The organism is Mesorhizobium sp. CO1-1-8, from assembly GCF_020164875.1.
In the GTDB taxonomy this organism is placed as follows: domain Bacteria; phylum Pseudomonadota; class Alphaproteobacteria; order Rhizobiales; family Rhizobiaceae; genus Mesorhizobium.
Genome location: NZ_JAIUGZ010000010.1, coordinates 182,099 through 205,208 on the forward strand (window position 1 = coordinate 182,099; position 23,110 = coordinate 205,208).

21 protein-coding genes and 1 pseudogene are annotated in these 23,110 nt (G+C 62.3%); 13 read left to right on the forward strand and 9 right to left on the reverse strand.

Annotation, left to right across the window (positions count from 1 at the left end; translation table 11 throughout):
* Window positions 1–35 precede the first annotated feature (35 nt).
* From glp to LB558_RS20680, 5 genes are read right to left on the reverse strand one after another with little or no spacing between them, the layout of a single operon-like run.
* A complete protein-coding gene (gene glp, locus LB558_RS20660; protein WP_224699217.1) occupies window positions 36–1,241 on the reverse strand; it encodes a gephyrin-like molybdotransferase Glp in 1,206 nt (401 codons plus the stop codon).
* Entirely contained in the window at window positions 1,241–1,723 is a 483-nt protein-coding gene (moaC, locus tag LB558_RS20665) for a cyclic pyranopterin monophosphate synthase MoaC (RefSeq protein WP_224699218.1), read from the reverse strand. The genes glp and moaC overlap by 1 nt, the downstream gene beginning before the upstream one ends.
* 2 nt (window positions 1,724–1,725) lie before the next feature.
* Window positions 1,726–2,538 (reverse strand): indole-3-glycerol phosphate synthase TrpC, encoded by an 813-nt coding sequence (gene trpC, locus LB558_RS20670; RefSeq protein ID WP_224699219.1) that lies wholly within the window; start codon window positions 2,536–2,538, stop codon window positions 1,726–1,728.
* Between the two features lie 3 nt (window positions 2,539–2,541).
* Window positions 2,542–3,552: an anthranilate phosphoribosyltransferase gene (gene trpD, locus LB558_RS20675; protein ID WP_224699220.1), complete on the reverse strand. Its 1,011-nt coding sequence runs from the start codon at window positions 3,550–3,552 to the stop codon at window positions 2,542–2,544.
* On the reverse strand, window positions 3,549–5,441 hold the full coding sequence (locus tag LB558_RS20680) for a SurA N-terminal domain-containing protein (RefSeq protein ID WP_224699221.1): 1,893 nt from the start codon (window positions 5,439–5,441) through the stop codon (window positions 3,549–3,551). Before LB558_RS20680 ends, trpD begins: the two co-directional genes overlap by 4 nt.
* A gap of 144 nt (window positions 5,442–5,585) precedes the next feature.
* Here LB558_RS20680 and tpiA point away from each other — a divergent pair, with 144 nt between their 5' ends.
* The 5 genes from tpiA to LB558_RS20705 all read left to right on the forward strand — a co-directional run bounded on the left by tpiA (window position 5,586) and on the right by LB558_RS20705 (window position 10,728).
* Window positions 5,586–6,353, forward strand: coding sequence for a triose-phosphate isomerase (tpiA, locus tag LB558_RS20685; RefSeq protein WP_224699222.1), 768 nt, complete (start codon window positions 5,586–5,588; stop codon window positions 6,351–6,353).
* Window positions 6,354–6,522: 169 nt separating this feature from the next.
* Window positions 6,523–6,981: a preprotein translocase subunit SecG gene (secG, locus tag LB558_RS20690; protein ID WP_224699223.1), complete on the forward strand. Its 459-nt coding sequence runs from the start codon at window positions 6,523–6,525 to the stop codon at window positions 6,979–6,981.
* Between the two features lie 210 nt (window positions 6,982–7,191).
* Complete coding sequence (locus tag LB558_RS20695) at window positions 7,192–8,316, forward strand: L,D-transpeptidase (protein ID WP_224699224.1); 1,125 nt, start codon at window positions 7,192–7,194, stop codon at window positions 8,314–8,316.
* 220 nt (window positions 8,317–8,536) lie between these two features.
* Entirely contained in the window at window positions 8,537–10,174 is a 1,638-nt protein-coding gene (locus tag LB558_RS20700; RefSeq protein WP_013531733.1) for a CTP synthase, read from the forward strand.
* A gap of 17 nt (window positions 10,175–10,191) precedes the next feature.
* Complete coding sequence (locus tag LB558_RS20705; protein ID WP_224699225.1) at window positions 10,192–10,728, forward strand: DUF1697 domain-containing protein; 537 nt, start codon at window positions 10,192–10,194, stop codon at window positions 10,726–10,728.
* Window positions 10,729–10,764: 36 nt separating this feature from the next.
* Here the strand turns inward: LB558_RS20705 and LB558_RS20710 are convergent, their stop codons facing one another.
* The 3 genes and pseudogenes from LB558_RS20710 to LB558_RS33225 form a co-directional block, all read right to left on the reverse strand.
* Complete coding sequence (locus LB558_RS20710) at window positions 10,765–12,222, reverse strand: NCS1 family nucleobase:cation symporter-1 (protein WP_224699226.1); 1,458 nt, start codon at window positions 12,220–12,222, stop codon at window positions 10,765–10,767.
* A 244-nt stretch (window positions 12,223–12,466) separates the two neighbouring features.
* Complete coding sequence (locus LB558_RS20715) at window positions 12,467–13,060, reverse strand: LysR substrate-binding domain-containing protein (protein WP_318011654.1); 594 nt, start codon at window positions 13,058–13,060, stop codon at window positions 12,467–12,469.
* A gap of 177 nt (window positions 13,061–13,237) precedes the next feature.
* Window positions 13,238–13,288: pseudogene (locus LB558_RS33225) on the reverse strand (hypothetical protein); the annotation flags it as partial.
* A gap of 327 nt (window positions 13,289–13,615) precedes the next feature.
* Between LB558_RS33225 and LB558_RS20720 the strand changes: the two are divergent.
* From LB558_RS20720 to LB558_RS20755, 8 genes are read left to right on the forward strand one after another with little or no spacing between them, the layout of a single operon-like run.
* Window positions 13,616–15,130 (forward strand): leucyl aminopeptidase, encoded by a 1,515-nt coding sequence (locus tag LB558_RS20720; protein WP_224699227.1) that lies wholly within the window; start codon window positions 13,616–13,618, stop codon window positions 15,128–15,130.
* 54 nt (window positions 15,131–15,184) lie between these two features.
* Window positions 15,185–16,090 carry a proline iminopeptidase-family hydrolase gene (locus LB558_RS20725; RefSeq protein ID WP_224699228.1) on the forward strand — a complete coding sequence of 302 codons (906 nt, stop codon included), beginning with the start codon at window positions 15,185–15,187 and terminating at the stop codon, window positions 16,088–16,090.
* Between the two features lie 19 nt (window positions 16,091–16,109).
* On the forward strand, window positions 16,110–17,771 hold the full coding sequence (locus LB558_RS20730; RefSeq protein WP_024503325.1) for an ABC transporter substrate-binding protein: 1,662 nt from the start codon (window positions 16,110–16,112) through the stop codon (window positions 17,769–17,771).
* A 22-nt stretch (window positions 17,772–17,793) separates the two neighbouring features.
* Entirely contained in the window at window positions 17,794–18,810 is a 1,017-nt protein-coding gene (locus LB558_RS20735; RefSeq protein ID WP_224699229.1) for an ABC transporter permease, read from the forward strand.
* Window positions 18,810–19,781: an ABC transporter permease gene (locus LB558_RS20740; protein ID WP_224699230.1), complete on the forward strand. Its 972-nt coding sequence runs from the start codon at window positions 18,810–18,812 to the stop codon at window positions 19,779–19,781. The genes LB558_RS20735 and LB558_RS20740 overlap by 1 nt, the downstream gene beginning before the upstream one ends.
* Window positions 19,778–20,737, forward strand: coding sequence for an ABC transporter ATP-binding protein (locus LB558_RS20745; protein WP_224699231.1), 960 nt, complete (start codon window positions 19,778–19,780; stop codon window positions 20,735–20,737). The genes LB558_RS20740 and LB558_RS20745 overlap by 4 nt, the downstream gene beginning before the upstream one ends.
* A gap of 8 nt (window positions 20,738–20,745) precedes the next feature.
* Window positions 20,746–21,732 (forward strand): ABC transporter ATP-binding protein, encoded by a 987-nt coding sequence (locus tag LB558_RS20750; protein WP_412033486.1) that lies wholly within the window; start codon window positions 20,746–20,748, stop codon window positions 21,730–21,732.
* 21 nt (window positions 21,733–21,753) lie between these two features.
* Window positions 21,754–22,173, forward strand: a complete 420-nt coding sequence (locus LB558_RS20755) for a DUF982 domain-containing protein (RefSeq protein ID WP_224699233.1) — start codon at window positions 21,754–21,756, stop codon at window positions 22,171–22,173.
* A gap of 106 nt (window positions 22,174–22,279) precedes the next feature.
* Here the strand turns inward: LB558_RS20755 and LB558_RS20760 are convergent, their stop codons facing one another.
* Window positions 22,280–23,083, reverse strand: coding sequence for a DUF1194 domain-containing protein (locus LB558_RS20760; protein ID WP_224699286.1), 804 nt, complete (start codon window positions 23,081–23,083; stop codon window positions 22,280–22,282).
* Window positions 23,084–23,110: the final 27 nt, after the last annotated feature.

The window sequence follows — 23,110 nt, forward strand, 5'->3', positions numbered from 1 at the left end:
TTTCTCGTCTGTTTTGAAGAGCTTGCTGGGATTCCTCAGCGCAGCATCAGAACGCTGCACGCCTCGCCCGCAGCCGATGCGGGGGCAAACGGCGCCCGCACGATCAGTCCGTTGGCGTCGGCCAACATTCTCAGCATCGAGGAATCCTGGATGCCGAACGGCGTGGCCACCAGCACGCCGTCATCTTCCCTGACCACGGCTCGGACATAGTCCTGGCGCAAATCATTGGCCGGCATTGCGGCACCCAATCGCGCCGGACGTATATCCTGGCGATAATTGCGGCCGCCGAGCCGCGCCAGCAGCGGCTTCAGGAACAGTTGCGAGCAGACCAGGCTTGCCACCGGGTTGCCAGGCAGGCCGATGCACCTGATGTCGCCGAGCCGGCCGAACATCAGCGGCTTGCCGGGCCGCATGGCGATCTTCCAGAAGCCGAGCGTCATGCCTTCGCCGGTCAGCACGTCGTGGATCAGGTCGTGATCGCCGACCGAGGCGCCACCAAGCGTCACGATGACATCCGCACCGGCCGCGACCGCTTGTCTGACCAGTGCGGCGATGGCCTCCTTGCGATCGGCGGCAATGCCGAGATCGAGCGCGCGGGCGCCGACCGAGTGTGCGGTGGCAGCGACGCCATAGGCATTGGACGAGATGATCTGGTCTGGGCCGAGATCACTGCCCGGCGGCAGCAATTCGTCGCCGGTGGCGATAATGGCGACCAGCGGCCGTTTCACCACGTTGACCTGGGGATGGTTGGCCGATGCTGCCAGCGACAGTGCCGCCGGGTCGAGCAGGCGACCTTTTTCCAGCAACATATCGCCTGTTGAAAAATCGAGCCCAATGCGGCGAATATTGCGCCATTGCGCCGTCGGCTCGGTCACTTCGATTTCACCACCGCCCAACTCGCGGACATTCTCCTGGATGACGATGGTGTCGGCGCCTTCGGGCAGCGGCGCGCCGGTGAAGATACGCACCGCTTGTGCCTTCCCGACCCTACCGGCAAAACCACGTCCAGCCGGCGCCATGCCGATCACCGATAGTTTCGATGGAACCGACGCCACGTCGGCGGCGCGCGCCGCATAGCCGTCCATGGCGGAAGCATTGAAAGGCGGTTGGGTGCGGAGTGCCACGACCGGTTCGGCCAGAACACGATCCACCGCCTCGAACAGAGGAACGCTTTCGCCGGCCAGAGGTGCCGCACCATCGAGCAGGCGTTCAAGCGCCTCCGCGATAGGAACCAGCGCCATCAGGAACTCGCCTTGTAGTCACCCGACTTGCCACCGGTCTTTTCGACCAGGCGGATGCCGGTGATGACCATGGCGCGATCTACTGCTTTGGCCATGTCATAGATGGTCAGGCAGGCTACCGAGGCTGCCGTCAACGCTTCCATCTCGACACCCGTCTTGCCGGTGACGCGCGCCAGTGCAGTGACCTTCAGGCCCGGCAAAGCATGGTCGGGTTCGATGTCGACGGAAACCTTGGTCAGCAGCAGCGGATGGCAGAGCGGGATCAGCTCATGGCTCTTTTTCGCCGCCATGATGCCGGCGATGCGCGCGGTGCCGAGCACATCGCCCTTCTTGGCGTTGCCGGCGAGGATCACCTTCAGGGTCTCGGGCCGCATCGCAACAAAGCCTTCGGCGATCGCCGTGCGCGTTGTTTCTTCCTTGTCGCCGACATCGACCATGTTGGCCTCGCCCTGCGCGCCGAGATGAGTAAGGCCTGATACCATCGTCAGATAGCCTCGGCCAAAGCCTTGCCCGTCAAAAGCAGGCGCGTCGCCGCGGTAACATCCTGTTGTCGCATCAGGCTCTCGCCGACGAGGAAGGTGTCGATGCCGGTCTTCTGCATCCTGAGACAGTCATCATGGGTGAAGATACCACTCTCGCTGACCAGCAGGCGGCCGCCCGGCACCATGGGCGCCAGCCGCTCCGACGTTTTAAGGCTGGTTTCGAATGTTCTCAGATTGCGGTTGTTGATGCCGATCAGCTGCGACGACAGCTTTACCGCGCGCAGCGTCTCGGCCTCGTCATGCACCTCGATCAGCGCATCCATGCCGAGTTCGAACGCCGTCGCCTCAAGCTCGCTGGCCAGGGCGTCATCGACGCTGGCCATGATGATCAGGATCGCATCAGCGCCCCAGGCGCGCGCCTCATAGACCTGGTAGGGATCGAACAGAAAATCCTTGCGTAGCGCCGGCAGGGCGACGGCCGCACGTGCCTTGGTCAGAAATTCTGGCGCGCCCTGGAAGGACGGTGCGTCGGTCAGCACCGAAAGACAGGCGGCGCCGCCTTTCGCATAGGCCTGCGCCAGCGCCGGCGGATCGAAATCGGCACGGATCAGACCCTTGGAGGGGCTCGCCTTCTTGATCTCGGCGATCAGCGCAAAGGCGCCGGATTTGCGCTTCGCCTCAAGTGCGGCAAGAAAGCCGCGCGGAGCGTCGGCATCTTTTGCCCGGGCCTTGATTTCGGCCAACGGCACGCATGCCTTTGCCGCCGCGATCTCGTCGCGCTTGTAGGCCTCGATCTTGCGAAGAATGTCAGACACGCTCTATCCGTTCGAAATCTCAACCAGCCTGTCGAGCACTTGCAGGGCACGGCCGCCGTCGATGGCTTGCGTGGCGAGCGCGATGCCGTCGCCAAGCGTCGTCGCCTTGCCCGCAACGACCAGTCCGGCACCGGCGTTCATCAGCACGGTGTCGCGATAGGCGCCGGCGCCGCCGCCCAGCATATCGCGCAAGGCCTTGGCGTTGTAGTCCGCATCGCCGCCGCGCAATTCATCCTTCCTATGGCGCGCCAGCCCAACCGCTTCAGGGGTGAGCGTGAAGCTGCGGATCTCGCCGCCGATCAGTTCGGCGACCTGCGTCTCGCCGGTGGTGGTGATCTCGTCATAGCCATCGCCATGGGCAACCCAGGCGTGCTCGGCACCCAGCGCCTTCAGTGTCTCGGCAACCGGCAGGATCCATTCCGGCAGGAACACACCGACCAGCTGCCGCTTGACGCCGGCCGGGTTGGAGAGCGGCCCGAGCAGGTTGAATATGGTGCGGGTGCCGAGTTCGACGCGGGTCGGGCCGACATGCTTCATCGCCGGATGGTGCGCGGGCGCGAACATGAAGCCAACGCCAGCCTCGTGGATGCAGCGGCCGATGAATTCGGGCGAGATGTCGATCTTGACGCCGAGCGCAACAAGCACGTCGGCTGCCCCAGTCAGCGACGACAGGCCGCGATTGCCGTGCTTGGCAACCGGCACTCCGCTGCCGGCAACGACGAAGGCCGATGCCGTGGAAATGTTGACGCTGTGAGAATTGTCGCCGCCGGTGCCGACGATGTCGATGGCGTCGGCGGGCGCGTCGACGTGCAGCATCTTGGCCCGCATGGTTGCAACGGCGCCTGAAATCTCGCTCACCGTCTCGCCGCGCACGCGCAGCGCCATCAGGAAGCCGCCGATCTGGCCGGGGGTCGCATCACCCGACATGATGATGTCGAAGGCCTCGCGCGCTTCATCGAAGGAAAGCGCGCTTCCTGTCGCGACCTTGGCGATATGGGTTTTCAGCGCGCTCATCTTGTCGAGGCTTGGGCAACGGCGGCCTGGTCGATGCGAACGTCGTACTGTGTCTGCAACTGCGCCACCAACTGGTCGAGCAGATCATCCGACATGCCGGAGGTGAAGGATTTCTGCGCGTCGTCCGGCACCGAACTGGCATCGGCTCCGGCGGGCTCGAACACTTCGGCGACCTTGTACAAGATCTGCCCGTCGCCGGTGGGCGAGGGGATCAGGCCGGTACCGCCTTCGCCGACTCCGAACATCGCTGCGGCGCCTTCCTTGCCGAAATCGACATCGTCAGCCTCACGCTTGACGCCGCGCTTGGTCTGCTTTTCCAGCTTCAGTTCGCTGGCGATGACGTCGAGCGTTGCACCGGCCTTGAGCCGCTTTTCCAGCTCGTCAGCCTTGGCGGCGAGCCGCTTGCTTGTTTCCGCCGCCGTCCAGTCGGCCAGGACTTTCTGACGAACCTCATCCAGCGTGCGGTCGCGAGCCGGCGTGATAGACGCCACCTCATAGAAGACGAAGCCGTTGTCGGCTGTGGTCAAGGCATCGTTTTCCGTGTTGGGTTCGGCGTCGAAGACGGCTTTGATCAGCTCCGGCGATTGCGGCAGGTCCTTGACGATGCTTGCATCTGGCCGCAATCCACTGCGATCGATGGCGTCGATGGTGACGACCTTCAGCTTCAGCTTGGCCGCAGCGTCGGCCAGCGAACTGCCGGCGGCGCGGGTATCATCGTAATTGTCGCGTACGTCCAGAAGGATGCGGCTTGCCTCGCCCAGTGCCAGATCCTTGCGGATCTGGTCGGACACCTCGGCCAGCGGCTTCACCACCTCGGGCTTGATCTCGGTGACGCGCAGCAGCACCGGACCGAAGGCGCCTTGCACGACCTGGCTGACTTCATTGGCGTTGAGCGCGAAGGCCGCGTCGGCGACGGCCTTGTCGGCGATCTTGTCCTTGGCAAGCGTGCCGAGCAACGTGTCGGCCGGCGTCTTGCCTTCCGCCGTGACCAGCTTGTCGAAAGTAGCGCCGGCCTTGAGCGAATCGAGCGCGGCCTTGGCCGCATCCGGCGTCTTGAACACGAGCTGCTCGATGGTGCGCAGTTCCGGCGTGGTGTAACGCGCCTTGTTCTTGTTGTAGTCGTCGCTGACCTGGCTGTCGGTCACGGCGGTTGTATCCATGATGTCGACGGGTTCGAGGCGGACATAGGAGAATTTGCGGTATTCGGGTGCCGCATATGTCTTCTTGTTGGCTTCGAAATAGGCTGAGAGCACGCTATCGGACGGTGCCGCGATCGGCTCGACCAGTGCCTTGGGCAGCGTCAAATAGTCGATGGTGCGGTCTTCGCCGCGATAGAGCGCGACCGCCTTGAAGAAAGTGTCCGGAGCCTTGAGGCCGTCCGAGACCGCCTCGACAATCTGCTGGCGCACCGCCACCTGGGCACGGTTCTTAAGATAATCCTCGGGCCGCATGCCAATCTGCTGCAGCATATATTCGAACGTTCTGCGGTCGAACTGGCCGCCCGGGCCCTTGAATGCTGGGTCCTCGCGCGTCAGCTCGGCCAGCCGGTCCTTGGAAAGTCCGAGGCCCAGCTTGCGGGCCTGTTCGTCGAGAACGGCACCCGACACGAGCTGCGCCAGCACTTGGTTGTCGACACCGAGCGCCTTTGCCTGTTCGTGGCTGAGACGCTGGCCGAACTGCTGCGACATGACGGCGAGCTGGCGATCATAGGCGAGACGGTATTCGTTGATCGACACTTTGGTGCCGCCAGCCGTTATGACCGAATCATGGCCGGCAAGACCGCCCATCAGCCGTCCGGAAACACCCCAGACCAAAAAGCTGAGCACCAGCAGCACCAACAGTCCCTTCGCGACCCAGGTGCCTGCCGCGCTTCTCAATATACCAAGCATTTTTACTTCCGATTTATGCGCATTTTCGCATGCGCCGAGTCTGAAACAAGCGCAATAGCGCCCTTCCGGTCCACTGTCGATTGCTTTGTGGCCTGATTTTGGTAGTGAGGGCCAGAGCCCGATATCGCCCGGAGAAGCAAACCCATGACACCAGGAATTCGCCCGCTCGTCGCCGGCAACTGGAAAATGAACGGCACCAGCGCCTCGCTCAACGAGCTCAGGATGATCGGCAACGGTTTCATGAGCGGGCTCGATGCGGAGACCGAAGCGCTGGTTTGCGTTCCCGCGACCTTGCTTGCCCATGCCGCGGAGATCCTGTCGCGCACGCCGGTGCATGCCGGCGGCGAGGATTGCCACACCAAGGAGAGCGGCGCCTACACCGGCTGCATCTCGGCGGAAATGCTCAAGGATGCCGGTGCAAGCCATGTCATCGTTGGCCATTCCGAATGCCGCGAGCAACGGGGCGAGGATGATGCCACTGTCCAGGCCAAGGCCTCCGCCGCCTGGCGCGCCGGGCTTGTGGCCATCATTTGCATCGGCGAGACGCATGAGCAGCGTGAAGCAGGCGCGACGCTGGACGTGCTGTCGCGGCAGGTCGATGGCTCGGTGCCGCCGAGCGCCACCCCGTCCAACACCATCATCGCTTATGAGCCGGTATGGGCGATCGGTACCGGCCTGACGCCGACCGCCGGCGATGTGGCCGAAGCACACGCACATATCCGCGAAAAGCTGTCGGAAAAGCTTGGCAGCGTCGCGGCGAAAGTGCGCATTCTCTATGGCGGCTCGGTCAAGCCCTCCAACGCGGTCGAACTGCTCGGCGTCAGGAATGTCGATGGCGCCCTGGTCGGCGGCGCCAGCCTGAAAGCGGCTGATTTTCTCTCCATCGCCGAGGCCTATCGCAATATCGGTTGAAGACACTCGCCCCGCCGGACAGGGCTCCGGTGCCGGAAATCGTTGCAAAGGACGGGTTGCTTCCCATATTCCGGCCACGGGCTTGGAAATGCCGTCAAAGCATTGTATTGAGCCGCCTCCAATTCACCGGTCGTGTCCGCGGCCGGGCAGGGCCTTGCCAGGATAAACTATGGAAACCGTACTGATCGTCATCCATCTCATGGTCGTGCTCGCCCTTGTCGGCGTGGTGCTGCTGCAGCGTTCCGAGGGCGGTGGCCTCGGCATCGGCGGCGGATCCGGCTTCATGACCGCGCGTGGCGCTGCCAATGCGCTGACGCGTGCGACGGCAATCCTGGCGGCTGCCTTTTTCGCCACGTCGCTGACACTGTCGATCGTTGCCCGCTACGGCGAGAAGCCGATCGACATCCTCGACCGAGTGCCGGCGACATCGGACGGTGCAGGCAAAGGCGTGCTCAACCAATTGCCCGGCACGACCACCCCGGCGCCCGCCGGCAGCACCACGCCGACGCCGCCTTCCAGCAACGACGCCGCGGCTCCGGCGACTGCCCCTGCCGCCGGCTCGACGCAGCCGGCGACCAACGGCACGGCTCCCGCCGCACCGGCGACCCCGCAGGTTCCAAACCAGTAGTCTTCGGCGCCTGAGACGCGATCTGTGGTCGTTTGAACACAGTCGCGGCAAATGCAGCAGGATCACGAAGATTCGACCGGGTGAGGTGCGGCCCCACGCTTGAGGCGGCCGCGCTTATTCGACTATAGATTGCGCGCGGCATTTCCGGCGCCCTTGGGGGGTGCTGGGCGACGCCGTGGGCAACAAGCATAGAACGATCGGATCTTCGCCATGCAGCTTCGCAGCTTCATTTTCCTGGGACTTTGCGCCGCAATCGGCATGAGTTCCCCAGCCTTCGCCGGCGTGCCGGCAAATATGGCCGCACCTTCAGTTGAGAAAACCGGCACCATCAATGTCGCCGTCAAGAGTGATGCGTCGCAATTGAAGCTTCTCAAGAAAAAGAAAAACCCGACACCGGACGACCTGGCTCAAATCAAGAAGATCGAAGCCAAGATCGTTGCCGACAAGGAGGCCGCAAAAGCCAAGGCGCTCGAGGCCAGGAAGCTGGCGATGCGCGAGGCGGCCAAGGCCAAGGCCGACGCTGAACGGCAGGCTTTCCTTGCCAAGAAGGGCAAGAGCGCGCCGGCAACCGAGGTGGCCGATGCGAAGCCGGCAAAGAAGCAGGCCGCCAAGATCATCGAGCCAATCGAACCGATCGCACCAATCCAATCAGCAGAGCCGCTTCCGGCGGAGGCGATGAACGTCGCCTTGACCGGCAACAATGGCGAGTTGCGCAGCGAGGTCATCGGCCAGAAGCAGCCGAGCAGCGGTGGTCTGTTCGCCGGTCTCTTCGGTGGGACCTCGTCCGGGTCTTCGATAAGCTATCTCCCTGAGACACGGGCTCTCGACCAGGTGCTCGCCAAGAGGGAAGCCAAGAAGCAGTTCAAGGTGAAGCCTGAATTCGTGCCGCAGGACGTGGAATTCAGCGGTTACTCGGCGGGCACGATCGTCATCGACACCAGCGCACGGCGCCTCTACCTCGTCGAATCGTCCTCCACCGCGCGGCGCTACGCAATTGCGGTCGGCCGTGAAGGCCTGCAGTTCAAGGGCACGGTTGCGGTTGGCGACAAGCAGGAATGGCCGCGCTGGATCCCGACGCTGGACATGCAGAAGCGCGAGCCGAAGCATTACGGCCAGTACAAGGACGGCATGCCCGGCGGTGGTCAGAATCCGCTCGGCGCGCGCGCCATCTATCTCTATGACGGCAAGAAGGACACGCATTTGCGTATCCACGGCACCATCGCGCCGCAGTCGATCGGAACCAGCGCCTCTAATGGCTGCTTCCGCATGATCAACGAGCACGTTATGGACCTCTATAGCCGCGTCAGGGTTGGCACCAAGGTCGTCATCATCTGACGTTTTCGTCATCCTGCCGAAAGGGCCGGCTCAGCCGGCCCTTTTGTTTTGCCTTGTTCACGATCGAGCCTGTTCGGTCGTGATCCCCGAGACAAACGGAAACCGTTTGTCCGAGACAAACCGGATTCCACTTTTCGGGATCATGGTCCAAGCGCCTTCTTGGGAAAAAAGCTTTGCGGCGGTTTTTTCTCTGGCGGAATCAATCCGGCCGCGTTAAGCGATGACTCCCATGGCGCGATATGTATTCATCACAGGCGGCGTGGTTTCCTCACTTGGAAAAGGCATTGCCGCAGCGGCCCTTGGGGCTCTCCTGCAGGCGCGAGGCTATCGCGCACGCATCAAAAAACTCGATCCCTACCTGAATGTCGATCCGGGCACGATGTCGCCGTACCAGCACGGCGAAGTCTTCGTCACCGACGATGGCGCGGAAACCGATCTTGATCTTGGCCATTACGAGCGCTTCACAGGCCGCTCCGCCAATCAGCAGGACAACATCACCACCGGCCGCATCTACAAGAACATCATAGAGCGCGAGCGGCGCGGCGATTATCTCGGCGCCACCGTGCAGGTCATTCCGCACGTCACCGACGAGATCAAGAATTTCGTCCTCAACGGCAATGACGACTATGATTTCGTGTTGTGCGAGATCGGCGGCACGGTCGGCGACATTGAGGCGATGCCGTTCCTGGAAGCTATACGCCAGCTCGGCAACGACCTTCCTCGCAACAACGCCGTCTACGTCCATCTGACGCTGATGCCCTACATCCCGACGGCGGGCGAACTGAAGACCAAGCCGACCCAGCATTCGGTCAAGGAACTGCGCGGCATCGGCATCGCGCCCGACATCCTGCTGGTCCGCGCCGACCGAGCCATCCCCAAGGAAGAGCGCAGAAAGCTGTCGCTGTTCTGCAATGTGCGCGAAAGTGCCGTGATCCAGGCGCTCGACGTGCCGCATATCTACGATGTGCCGATGGCATACCACAAGGAAGGGCTCGATTCGGAAGTGCTGGCCGCCTTCGGCATTGATCCGGCGCCGAAGCCGCGCATGGAGCCCTGGCAGGCGGTATCCAACCGCATCCACAATCCGGAAGGCGAGGTCACCATTGCAGTGGTCGGCAAATATACCGGCCTCAAGGATGCGTACAAATCGCTGATCGAGGCGCTCTCGCATGGCGGCCTGGCCAACCACGTCAAGGTCAAGCTCGATTGGATCGAATCGGAGATCTTCGAAAAGGAGGATCCAACGCCCTGGCTGGAAAAGGTGCATGGCATCCTGGTTCCCGGCGGCTTCGGCGAGCGCGGTTCCGAAGGCAAGATCCTGGCGGCGAAATTCGCGCGTGAGCGGAAAGTGCCGTATTTCGGCATCTGCTTCGGCATGCAGATGGCCTGCATCGAGGCGGCGCGGTCGCTGGCCGGTGTCGAGCATGCGTCTTCGACCGAGTTCGGTCCGACCGAGGAGCCGGTTGTCGGCCTGATGACCGAATGGCTGAAAGGCAACATGCTGGAGAAGCGCCGCGAAACCGGCGATCTCGGCGGCACGATGCGGCTCGGCGCCTATCAAGCCGAGCTCGCCAAGGGCTCCAAGATCGCCGAGATCTATGGCGACACGCAGATTTCCGAGCGCCATCGCCACCGCTACGAGGTCAATGTCGACTACAAGGAACGGCTCGAGGATTGCGGCCTGGTGTTTGCCGGCATGTCGCCCGACGGCGTACTGCCGGAAACGGTCGAGTACCCGGACCACCCCTGGTTCATCGGCGTGCAGTATCACCCGGAACTGAAAAGCCGGCCGCTCGACCCGCATCCGCTGTTCGCCAGTTTCATCGAGGCGGCGGTGGAGCAGAGCCGGCTGGTGTAGCGACCAGGCTGGCGGCAATGCAGACTTATGTCGCGCTGCTTTACAGCATCATCCTGGGCGAGGGGCGGCGGCTCGTGATGGCCGATCTCAAGGCCATGGCGGAGGATCTCGGGTTGAAGAACACGCGCACGCTGGTGGCGACGGGCAATTTGGTCTTCGAGGCGCCGGCAACTGATATCGCTGACCTTGAACAGCGGCTGGAGGCAGCCTTCGAAAAAACCTTCGGCCGCCATGTCGACATCGTCGTGCGTGGTGCCGAGGACTGGCTGAAGCTTGCCGCCGGCAATCCGTTCCCGGCCGATGCGGCTGAGGCAGGCGATCAGGTGGCCGTACGGGTGATGCGCAAGCCTGCGCCCTTGGAGGCCGTGAAGGGGCTCCAAGCCTATGCCGGCGAGGATGAAAAAGTGACTTCGGTCGGCGGCGACATCTGGGTCGTATTTTCACGCGAGAGGCCAAGCTCGCGGCTGCTTGCGGCGATGAATCACAAGCGCATGGGCACGGGCACGTCGCGCAACTGGAACACAGTGCGCAGATTGGCCGAGATGCTCGGGTAGGTTTGGGGCGGCTCTCGCCGCCCCAAATTCACCTTGTCAGGCTTTCGCGGTCCTGGCGCCGGCGCCCAAAGCGGCGGTGCGCAGCACGTAGTAGATGATGCCGGCGATCGCCACGCCGAAGAACCAGCCATAGACACCCCACCAGGACGGCAGCCAGTTGGTGAAGTTGGGCAGGATCGACGAGAAGATGGCTCCGATGCCGGCGGCGATGAAGGCGTTGACGTGCCAGCCGCCCTGGAAGCGGAACTCGCCATCTTCGCGATAAAGCGCCTCGACGTCGACCTCGCCCTTCCGGATCAGGTAGTAGTCGACCATCATAACTCCGAAGATCGGCCCCATCGTCGCGCCGATGATGTTGACGAAGGAAGCGGCACTGCCTTCCCATGGCGCGAAGGGATAGAGCAACAGGGCGATCACGGCTGCGATATAGCCGCCTTTCTTGAAGTCGATCTGCCTGGGGAAGACGTTGGAGAAGTCGAAGGCCGGCGAGACGAAGTTCGCCACTACGTTGATGCCAAGCGTTGCTACCGCAAAGGTCAGGGCTGCGAGCGCCGCCAGGAACCAGCTGTCGAATTTCGCCGAGATCTGGTCGGGATGCAGCAGCACTTCGCCATAGACGTCAAAGGCGGCAATGGTGGTGACGCCGGCGACAAGCGAAAACAGGATCAGGTTGATCGGCAGGCCCCAGATGTTGCCCTTGCGCAGCGATGCCTTGTCCGGCGCGTAACGGGCGAAATCGCAGAAATTGAGATAAAGCGCGGAAAAGTAGGTGACCCAGATCGCCGCCACCGCAAACAGTGACGTCCATGATCCCGGCGTACCCGGCACACCCGCGTCCTTGGTCTTGTCCAGCAGCACGTCCATCGGGATGTCGCTGGTGAAGGCAAATCTCCCGGATTTGACGCAGAGATAGATCGCCAGGATCAGCATCATCACCCACACCGCTGGGCCGGCCCAGTCCTGGAAGCGGCGCACGGTTTCCATGCCGTTCTGGATGATCAGCAGTTGCAGCGCCCAGATGACCACGAAGCAGATCACCTCCAGGCCGGTATGGCCGAGGAAATGCGTGTTGGCGTTGAAATCGGCGAACCATTGCGTGCGGATCAGCAGCGCCACGATCGCGCCCGAGGCGGCAGCCGTCTGTGCGCCGTACCAGAAGCAGGCGACGATGGCGCGCACCAGCGCCGGTATGTTGGCGCCCCAGATGCCGAAAGAGGCACGGGCAAGCACAGGGTAGGGCACGCCCGTCTTCACGCCGGCATAGCCGACCATGTTCATCAGTGCATAGATGATCAGCGAGCCGATGCCGATGGCGATGATGAAGTTGACGAAGCCGCCGCAGAACAGAAACAGACTGGCGGCCAGATAATAGCCCCAAAGGCTGTGAACGTCCGACGTCCAGACGTTGAAGATCGAGAATGGTCCCCAGTTTCGAACTTTGGCTGGCGCCAGATCCTCGTTGTAGAGATCAGGTGAAGCACCCTGTATCGTCATGGCAATGTTCCCCTTTTGCAGCACGCGCCCTCACGCGTTGGCCGCGTGCAGGGTAAGCCTGACGCCGGGGAACCGACAAGCAATCTATTTGCCGGCTTTGGCCTTAAAGATATTCAATGAGAACGGCGATTATCGATGCGACCCGATAGTGGGTCATCGCTGAACCCGGCACGGATGATTCGAAGTTCGACGCCGGGATTTCAGTCTGAAGCGGTGGCTGCCGACACCCTCGGTCGAGGGCCATCTAGGCGATGGCCATCACCTGCTTGTGGTCCGCGACTTCGGCGAGCAGCCAATCCTGAAACAGGCCGGTGCCTGGTTTGTTGCCGATGCTGCGACGCTGATGCAGGTAAATGCCGGCCGGATAGGTGTGGCGGGCATGGAACGGGGCGACCAGTTTGCCTTGCTGCAGAAAATCCTGCGCCATGATCGTGTCCGCAAGCGCTATTCCGGCGCCATTGATCGCTTCGCGCATGATCAAGGTGCAATCATCCAGTGTTGTGCTGGATTTTGGCGTCGTTTCCAGAACGCCTTCCTGCTCCAGCCACCGCTTCCATCTCATGGTTTCGCATTCATGGATCAGATGATGATTGACCAGATCGGCCGGCGACCGCAGCGGCACAGGTCCCTCCAGAAGCGAAGGCGCACAGACCGGCGTCAAAAGCAGCGGGATCAGCAGCGTCAAAGCCGGGCCGGCCTTGTAGACGAACTCGTCGACAATGGCCAAATCGAAGTTGGCGCGCTTGCCTGAAGTGGAGATCTCCAGATCCACCGACGGATGCAACCGGCGAAAGTTCGGCAACCGGTCCGCCAGCCAAAGGTTCAGAACGGTGGGCACGCACAAGACCCGGACACGTTGGATCTTGCCGTGGCGCGACCCCTCGGAGAGGCTGACGTCATCGGTGGCGCGCCATATGGCTTCGAACGCCTCCGAGAGGCTGCGCGCATAATAGGAGCCCCTTATGGTTGGGGTTATCTGGCGAAAACCGCGTTCGAACAGGTCCTGGCCGAGATTTCGTTCGAGCGCGCGGATGTGGCGGCTGACAGCCGAGGGTGTCAGATGCAGTTCTTCCGCCGCGTCCTGACGCTGCCGAGGCGAGCGGCGGCCTCGAAAGCGCGCATGCCATTGAGTGAGGGAAGGGCCATTGGCCGATCATGAATTGTCAGTTGAGTTTTTGTCAATCGAGATGGGCAGAATTCGCGTTTGATCGCCTGCCCCGTTAGGGGATACCCAGAAGACAAGAGCAATTAAGTCGTCTCAAGAAAGCGACTGTTTGGGGATCGGCATTGTACCACGAACGGCGGGGACCGGCTTGACCAGTCTCCATCGGGGTGAGCGAAGCGTTGCTCGCTACCCGGCCGGTATTGCCGCAATTGGAGAGAGCGCCAGCCTATGCCTCAATCGCCAGCGCCGGTCTTCGAGACCGTGGACGAGATTTCCGCCGAAGCCTCCGTCGTCGTGATTTTGCAAACTGCCCAAACAGGCTTCGGCCCGCGGGCAGTCGCCCTGGATGCCGAGATGAGCGGGATTCTCTCTCGTGCATGCTCCGACCCGGCCGCCCTGGCAGAATCCGGCGCCTGCATCGATCTTATTGCTCCGCAGGCCGTATCGACCAAGCGCGTGGTCGTCCTGGCCTTGGGCAAGGCTGAAGCCGTAACCACCCTGTCGTTGGCGCGCGCCGGCGGTCTGCTTGCCGCGCATCTGGAAGGCAAGGGGGAATGCGCGGCCACCCTGGTCCTGGACCCCATCGCCGGCGTTGAACTATCCGGCGCCGAAATCCTGGCGCGTGTCGCGCTTGGCATGCGGCTGCGCCGCTATCGTTTCGACATGCGCAACCGGCGGCAAGGAGCGGGAGCGGATCGAACCTTGCGGGTGAAACTGGTCGGGGCCCGCGGACCGGATCTGACCGCGGCGCTGACGCGGATCAATGCAATCGCCGACGGCGTCGAATATGCGCGCACCCTGGTCAACCTGCCGCCGAACCATCTCCACCCCGACAATTTCCATGATCATCTGGAGCCGCTGCGTGAAGCCGGCATAGACATCGAAATGCTCGATGCCGCGCAACTGAAAGAGCTCGGCATGAACGCGCTCCTGGCCGTTGGATCGGGCTCGGCGCGTCCGCCCCGGGTCGCTGTCCTGCGCTACAGGGGCAAGGGTGCTCCTGCCCAGCCACTCGCTTTCGTCGGCAAGGGCGTATGCTTCGATTCGGGAGGCCTCTGCATCAAGGGCGGAGCGCAGATGTTCGACATGAAAGCCGACATGGGCGGAGCGGCCGCTGTGGTCGGGCTGCTGATCGCGCTCGCCCGGCAAGGCAGCCCGGTACACGTAGTCGGTGTTCTCGGCATCGCCGAGAACATGCCATCCGGCACCGCGCTCAAACCGCGCGACATCATCACGACGGCGTCCGGACAGACCGTGGAAGTGTTCGACACGGATGCGGAAGGACGCCTGCTTCTGGCCGACTGCCTCCACTATGCCGCCACGCGCTTCAACCCTTCGGTGATCGTCGATCTGGCGACGCTGACCTATTCGGTGACGCGTGGCCTGGGGTCGATATTCGCCGGCCTGTTCAGCACCGACGATGCCATCGCGTCACAGATGATCGCGGCCGGAGAAGCGGTCGGCGAACGGTTCTGGCGGCTGCCGCTCGACCGGGCCTATGATGAGGGTCTGCAATCGCCGTTCGCGGACCTCAGGCATCATGCCAAGGACATGGAAGACGGCGATGCCCCCTATGCCGCGGCCTTCCTGCGCCACTTCACGGAAGATCGCCCGTGGGTGCATCTCGACATCGCCAGCAAGGAACTGACCGACACCGATCGGCCTCTTGGCAGGCAAGGTGCCACGGCATTTGGCGTGCAGATGCTGGAAGAGTGGGTGCAGGTCAGCCGCAATGTAAACTAGGCGCTCGTCGTCACGGACAAATACAAGATGCCTTCAACCGCACTGGGAACTGGGATGTCATCTGAGATCATCGGCATGGAAGGACGGGCCGCTTTCGGCCCCTACGAGACCTGGTATCGGGTCAGGGGCGAACTCGGTGGCAAAAAGGCGCCGGTGGTGATCCTGCATGGCGGCCCGGGCGTCGCCCACAATTATGTCGATGCCTACAAGCTTCTTGCGCGAAGGGATCGCGCCGTCATCCACTATGACCAGTTGGGCTGCGGCAATTCCACCTTGCTGCCTGAGAAAGGCGCCGATTTCTGGACACCTGGGTTGTTTATCGACGAGCTTGAAAACCTCGTCGACCACCTCGGCATTCGGGCGGGCTTCCACGTGCTCGGCCAGAGCTGGGGCGGCATGCTGGGTGCCGAATATGCCGTGACGCGGCCGCAGGGTTTGAAGTCGCTGACCATTGCCAACTCACCGGCGTCCATGAAGCTGTGGGTCGAAGAGGCCAACCGGTTGCGTGCGGATCTGCCTGCCGATGTGCAGGAGACTCTGACCCGGCACGAACAGGCCGGCACGACGGACGATGCGGCGTACCAGGCTGCGACAATGGTGTTCTACGAGCGGCATGTCTGCCGGGTCGTGCCTTTCCCGCCCGAAGTCACGGAAAGTTTCGCCCAGGTCGTGCGCAATCCGACCGTCTATCATCTGATGAATGGGCCGAACGAGTTCCATGTCATCGGGACGCTGAAGAACTGGAGCATCGTCGAGCGCCTGCCGGCCATCGATGTTCCCACACTGATCATCTCCGGACGTCACGACGAGGCCACGCCCGGGACCGTGCAGCCCTACAAGGACGGCATCAAGGGGTCTCGCTGGGAGATATTCGAGCATTCCAGCCACATGCCGCATGTCGAAGAGCAAGATGCGTGCATGCGGGTGGTGGGAGACTTCCTGGACCACAACGACAATTGAAGAAAAGGGGAATGAAAACATGAAGAAACTGCTTCTGGCGGCAACAGCCGCGGCATTGCTGGCCGGTACATGGCTGGCCCCGGCACAGGCCGAATATCTTAAGGAGCACCGAGGCGGCACCATCCGCCTGCTGGCCCGCTCCGCGGCCGGAACGCTCGATCCGCACATCAACTACACGGACCAGGGCTGGCAGATGTACCAGCCGATCTATGACGGTCTGGTGGCCTTCCGCAAGGCCGAGGGCATGGACGGCTTCACCATCGTTCCCGATCTGGCCGAGGCCCTGCCGCAGGTCAGCAATGACGGCAAGACCTTCACCTTCAAGCTGCGCAAGGGCATCAAGTTCTCCAGCGGCCAGGATCTTGGCGTGAAGGACGTCGTCGCTTCCTTCCAGCGCATCTTCAAGGTTTCCGGACCCACCTCCGGCACGTTCTATGCCGGTATCGTCGGTGCCGACAAATGCCTGGCCGACACCAAGAGCTGCACGCTGGAAGGCGGCGTTGTCGGCGACGAAGCGGCCGGCACCATCACCATCAACATCACCAAGCCGGATGCCGAGCTGCTCTACAAGCTGGCCTTGCCGCATGCCGTGGTCCTGCCGGCGGACACGCCCGCCGAAGACATGGGTTCCAAGCCCATTCCCAGCACCGGCGCGTACATGATCTCCGCCTTCGACCCCAACAAGGGCATGACGGTTTCCCGCAACCCCAACTTCAAGCAGTGGAGTGAAGAAGCCCAGCCGGACGGCTATCCGGATGTAGTCCAGTACGATTTCGGCCTGTCCGAGGAGGCAGCCGTCACCGCGATCCAGAACGGCGAAGCGGACTGGATGTTCGACGCTCTGCCGAGCGACCGCCTGGGCGAACTGGGCAGCAAGTCCATGGACCAGCTGCACATCTCACCGCTTTCCGCTTGGTGGTACGCGCCGCTGAACAACCGTCTCGCACCCTTCGACAATGAAAAAGCCCGCCAGGCCGTTGCCTATGCGATCGATCGCAACACGCTGGTTAAGCTGTTCGGCGGCAAGGTGCTGGCTTCGCCGGTCTGCCAGGTTCTGCCTCCGGACTTCCCCGGCCATGAAGACTATTGCCCCTTCACCAAGAATCCGGGCGCCAAATGGTCGGCCCCTGACCTCGACAAGGCAAAGCAGCTCGTCGAGGACTCCGGCACCAAGGGCCAGAAGGTGACCATTATCGTCGAGGACACCGCCATTTCGCGCTCCATCGGCGTCTATCTGCAGAGCGTGCTGACCAGCATCGGCTATGTCGCCGACGTCAAGCCGATCTCGTCGAACATCCAGTTCACCTACATCCAGAACACCAACAACAAGGTGCAGATGTCCGTCACCCAGTGGTACAAGGACTATCCGGCGGCTTCGGACTTCCTGAACATCCTGTTCAGCTGTGCCTCCTTCCGCGAAGGTTCGGACGCCTCGATCAACATCGCCGGCTTCTGCGACAAGGAAATCGACGCCAAGATGCAAAAGGCATTGGACCTCGGCGTCACCGACCAGAAAGCCGCCGACAAGATGTGGGCTGAAATCGACAGGCAAGTCACCGACAAGGCACCAGCCGTCGGCCTCTTCACGCCGAAGCGGCTTGACTTTGTCAGCAAGCGTCTTGGCAATTTCAAGTTCAACCGGCAGTTCAACTGGATGATCACCCAGTCCTGGGTGCAGTAACGAACCGCGGAGGGGCACGTCCGTGTCGAATGTAGCTGTCGCCGCGCCGCGCAAGACGCGAGGGCCCTGGGCCGTCGCGTTTGCGAAGCTGGCAAGGGACAGGGCTGCCATGGCGTCGCTGGCCGTGTTCCTCCTCATCGTCCTTGCCTGCCTCAGTGCGCCTCTGTATGCGAAATGGGCAGGCGTGGACCCCTTCGCCTCGACGCTCGACGCCGTCATCCAGATCGACGGCGCCGACGTTCCGGTGATGGAACAGTCGACGGAGGGGCTCGGGCTTGGCTACACACCGCTCGGTCCCACCTGGCGGCTGGGCAATTATTTCCTCGGTGCCGACAGCCAGGGGCGCGATGTCATGGCCAGGATGCTCTATGGCGGGCTCAGCTCGCTGCTGATCTCCGGAGCAGCCACTATCTTCACCCTGATCCTGGGCACGGCGGCGGGATTGATCGCCGGCTATTTCGGCGGCGTCACCGACACGGTGCTGTCGCGGTTCCTCGACATTCTATGGGCGTTCCCTATCTATCTGCTGGCGATTTCGCTCTCCATCGTCACCATCGCCCATGGCATCATGATCGGTCCGATCCAGATCGAGTCCGGCAGTCTGTGGCTGCCTGTCATCATCATCGGCATCGTCTACGTGCCCTATGTGGCCCGCCCGATCCGCGGGCAGGTTCTGGCACTGCGCAAAAGCGAGTTCGTGCTGGCCGCGATCAATCTGGGCGTACCGGGATGGCGCATCCTGTGGCGCGACATCCTGCCCAACGTCACCACCACTCTCATCGTCTTCGTGCCGCTGATGATGGCGCTGAACATGCTTACGGAATCAGCGCTTTCCTTCCTTTCGATCGGTGTGCAGCCACCCGCCGCGAGTTGGGGCACTATCATCCAGGACGGGCAGGCGCTGCTTTACACCAGGCCATTGGTGGCGCTGGTGCCGGGCCTGGCGATCGCGGTTTCCGTCATGGCGCTCAATGTCTTCGGCGACGGCCTGCGCGACGCGCTCGACCCGCGCTCCAAGGTTCGGCTGGGGCGCGACTGATGATCTACGCAATCCTGCGCCGGTTCGGCCAGATGCTGTTCGTGATGTTTGGCATCTCGGTTATCGTCTTCCTGATTTTCTTCGCAACGCCGGGTGCCGACCCGGCGGCGCGCATCGCCGGCCGCAATGCATCGCCCGAAGTGCTGGAGGCGGTACGCCACAGCTTCGGCTTCGACCGGCCGCTCTACGTGCAATATGTGACGATGATGGAAAAGATCTTCGTCACCGGCGACCTGACCTCCTTCGTCAATCGTGGCTGGAAGGTGGTGCCGGCGGTGATGGATTCGATCCCGGTCACGCTCTCGCTGGTGTTCGGAGCAGCGATCCTGTGGGTGGTCGTCTCCATCATCATTGGTATCACCGCCGCCGCCACGCGCGGCAGCTGGCTGGACAAGCTGCTTATGGCGTTAGGGTTGCTTGGCATTTCCATGCCGGTCTACTGGTTGGGCGAGGTGATGAACCTGATCACCCAGAGCCGCTACCACGACAGCTGGGCGTTCTCCTGGGTACCACCGCTCGGCTACAAGAATTTCTCCGACGATCCGAAGGGCTGGTTCCTGACCCTGGTCATCCCCTGGATCACACTTTCTATTCTTTATATCGGCATTTACGGGCGCGTGCTGCGCGCGGCAATCATCGAATCCCTGCAGGAAGACTATATCCGCACGGCCCGGGCCAAGGGGCTGTCGGAGACCCGCATCCTGCTGCGCCATGCCTTGCGCACGTCGCTCATCGCCTTCGTCACCCTGTTCGGCCTGGACTTCGGTGCGCTGGTCGGAGGCTCGGCCCTGCTGACGGAGGTGGTGTTCGGGCTGCACGGCATCGGCAAACTCACCTATGACGCGCTGCAGAATCTCGATCTGCCGATGATCATGGCAACGGTGATGTATGCTTCGATGTTCGTGGTCATCGCTAACGCGGTCGTCGATTTCGTCTACATCCTTCTCGATCCGCGCCTGAGGACATCATGATACTGTCGGTGCGCGACCTCAGAGTTTCCTTCCGCACCAATGACGGTCTGGTGCGGGCCATCGACGGCGTTTCCTTCGACCTCGAGGAGAGCGAGATCCTCGGCGTCGTCGGTGAATCCGGTTCCGGCAAGACGGTGTCGCTGCTGGCCGTCATGGGTCTCATCACCGACCCCAACGCCACCATCGAAGGGTCGATCCGCTACAAGGGCCGCGAACTCGTGGGACTGCCCGCGCGCGAACTCAGGCGGCTGCGCGGCAACGAGATCGCGATGATCTTCCAGGATCCGATGACCGCGTTGACGCCTGTCTACACGATCGGCTGGCAGATCGCCGAACAGATCCGCGCGCATCGCAGCATCAGCAAGTCCAAGGCGATGGAGCGCGTGGAGGAACTGCTGGCCGAGGTAAATTTTCCGAACCCGCACGAGGCGATGTCGCGCTACCCGCACCAACTGTCCGGAGGCATGCGTCAACGGGCGGTGATCGCAATGGCTTTGTCCTGCAATCCGGCCCTTCTGGTGGCCGACGAACCGACCACGGCGCTCGACGTCACGGTGCAGGCCGGGATTCTCGATCTGGTGCGCAAGCTGCGCGCGACGCACAAATCGGCGGTTATCTTCATCACACATGACATGGGCGTGGTCTCCGAACTCGCCGACCGGGTCATGGTCATGTATGCCGGCCGCGTGGTGGAGCGCGGCAGTCGCGCGGAGCTGTTTTCCGATCCGCGCCACCCATATACGCGTGCGCTGCTGGGTTCGATTCCGCCGCTGACCGGCAAAAAACCACGGCGCCTGCCGGCCATTCCCGGTTCGCCGCCGTCGTTGCTGCGATTGCCGCAAGGCTGTGCTTTCGGTCCGCGGTGCCCGGTTCACTACGAGCCCTGCGACGTCGGCAAACCCGACCTCGGGAGCGGCACCCATGCCGCGGCATGCTTCAGGGTGGCACAGGCATGAGCGGGCCGATGATCGACAAGAACCGCCCAATTCTCGAGACGCGTTCGCTGGGCAAGCGCTTTTCGATCGGCAGCCGTTTTTCCGCCGAAGGCAAGCGAATCGTTCATGCGGTCGACAATGTTTCCCTGACCGTGTGGCGCGGCGAGACTGTCGGACTGGTCGGCGAATCCGGATGCGGGAAGTCCACGCTGGCGCGCTGTCTGGTGAGGCTTTACGACATATCGGACGGTGAGCTTCTGTTCGAAGGCGACGACATCACCTCGAAATCGCTGTCCGAACTCAGGCCGCTGCGGCGCCGCCTGCAAATGGTTTTCCAGGATCCATCGGCGTCGCTTAATCCGCGCCGGCGCGTCGGCGACCTGGTGGCCGAGCCGCTGCGCATCCATGGCAGGCTCTCGTCGAGCGAGATCACCAAACGCGTGGCGGAACTGTTCGACCTTGTCGGCTTGCTTCCGGATCACGTCATGCGGTTTCCGCACGAATTTTCCGGCGGACAACGCCAGCGCGTCGGCATCGCGCGGGCTATTGCATTGAATCCGGACCTCGTGGTCCTGGACGAACCCGTCTCCGCACTCGACGTGTCGGTGCAGGCGCAAATCGTCAACCTGCTTGCCGATCTGCAGGAGAAACTCAACCTCACTTACATCTTCATCGCCCACGACCTGTCGGTGGTACGTCAGGTTTCAACCCGCATCGCGGTCATGTATCTCGGCTCGATCGTCGAAGAAGGGCAGGCGGAAGACGTGTTTGCAGCACCAGCCCATCCCTATAGCCAGGCGCTGATCTCGGCGGTTCCTGTCGTGGAGACGACGCCCGGTGGGACGCGCAAGCGCATCATCCTCACCGGCGACGTACCGAGCCCGCTGAACCCTCCAACCGGCTGCCGCTTCCATCCCCGATGCCCGATCGCGGCAGAGCGCTGCCGTTCGGAGCGGCCACAGTTACGGGAATACCGACCGGGTCGCAAAGTCGCCTGCCACTTCCCGACGATGTAGGCGACACTCACCACCGCACGGGTGATCGCCTTCGCCCGACAGATTTCCAAAAAGTTTCATTTTTACCTGGAACCAACTGGCTGTTGGCGCGTTTGGTGGGGTTCGATCGAGCGCATTGCGGTCGACCGGGAGGAAACGATGGATCAGTTGCATTTCTTTTCGCCCGTGCGGATTTCGCGCGGGCAGGGACACCCTGTTGAAGAAATCGATAGTGTTGCCGAAGCCATGATGTTCTTGCGGAAATGGCCGACCGGACGGCGCGGTCCGGTTTATCAGTGCGCGCTGAATTGTTGCTCGGCCGCCTTGTCGGGCCAGATGTCGGTCGAGGAAGCAAGGAAAGCGTTCACCGGCTTTGCCCGCATCACGCGCCTTCTCGACGACGACATGGTGTCGCCCGTGCCCGGCGAAGGCAAGGCAAGCGTGCACGCGCTACGGCGATAGGCTGTTGTCCTGATGCCCCTACAGGTCTCGTGCTACGGCGGCGCGAGTCTCGTCGTGCAACGCGCTCGGTTTGGCGCGTCGAAAGTTCGTCCTGCATGGCGCGCTTTCACAGCGGAGGGTCTTCGTTCATGCTTACTTCAGTCACGAGCTTGCGGCGAAGCGCCATGGTGTAGTCGTCTGGCCCCTTCGGCGTCATGACGAAGGCTTGGGAACCGCCAATGACCGATTTGGCAAAATAGGATGCCAGAGGTTCGCCGGGATTCTCATCCTCCGTCGGGATGGCGATGGCGTTGATCGTATATCCCTTGGCTATGGCGTTCGACCTGCTCGGCTGGACGGGAAGCCCGTCGTTGTTTTCGCCGTTGGAAGAGATATCGATGACTTTCTTGGCCGCCTTTCCCGGGAACTGGTCGAGCAGGAGACTGCCGATGTCGATAGCCGAGGAAACGGATGTTCCGCCACGCCCCCTGCGGATGAAGCCGGTATCGCCTTTCCTGCTGATCACCGCTGCCGCCGCTTTGGCATCTTCCAGTCCGCAGATGCTTGTCCACGGCAGCACGACGCGCGCGTGTCCGGGGCTCGACCATTCAAAATAGGCAATGCCGATGCAGCCAACGTAATTCCGGCTGATGGCGGCGATGATCTCTGGCGAGGTGAGTGCCGCGGCATGTCCCTCGCGTTGCATATCGGCGATCTTTGGATCGATCGACGACGAGAAGTCGACCGCGAACACGATGGCGACGTCAACGTTCGCGGCATGGGCAGAGACACCCCAAAACATCGAAGCTGCAAGTATTCCTGTCACTCTCGAGATTGAACTGGCCGGCGTCAGGAGACTGCCCCAGCCTGTCGTCCGCACCCGCTCGCGAGAGGATGGAGGGCCGGCGTCCTGATACACACTGCCAAACATGTCATTCTCCATCTCGACATCCGGTCG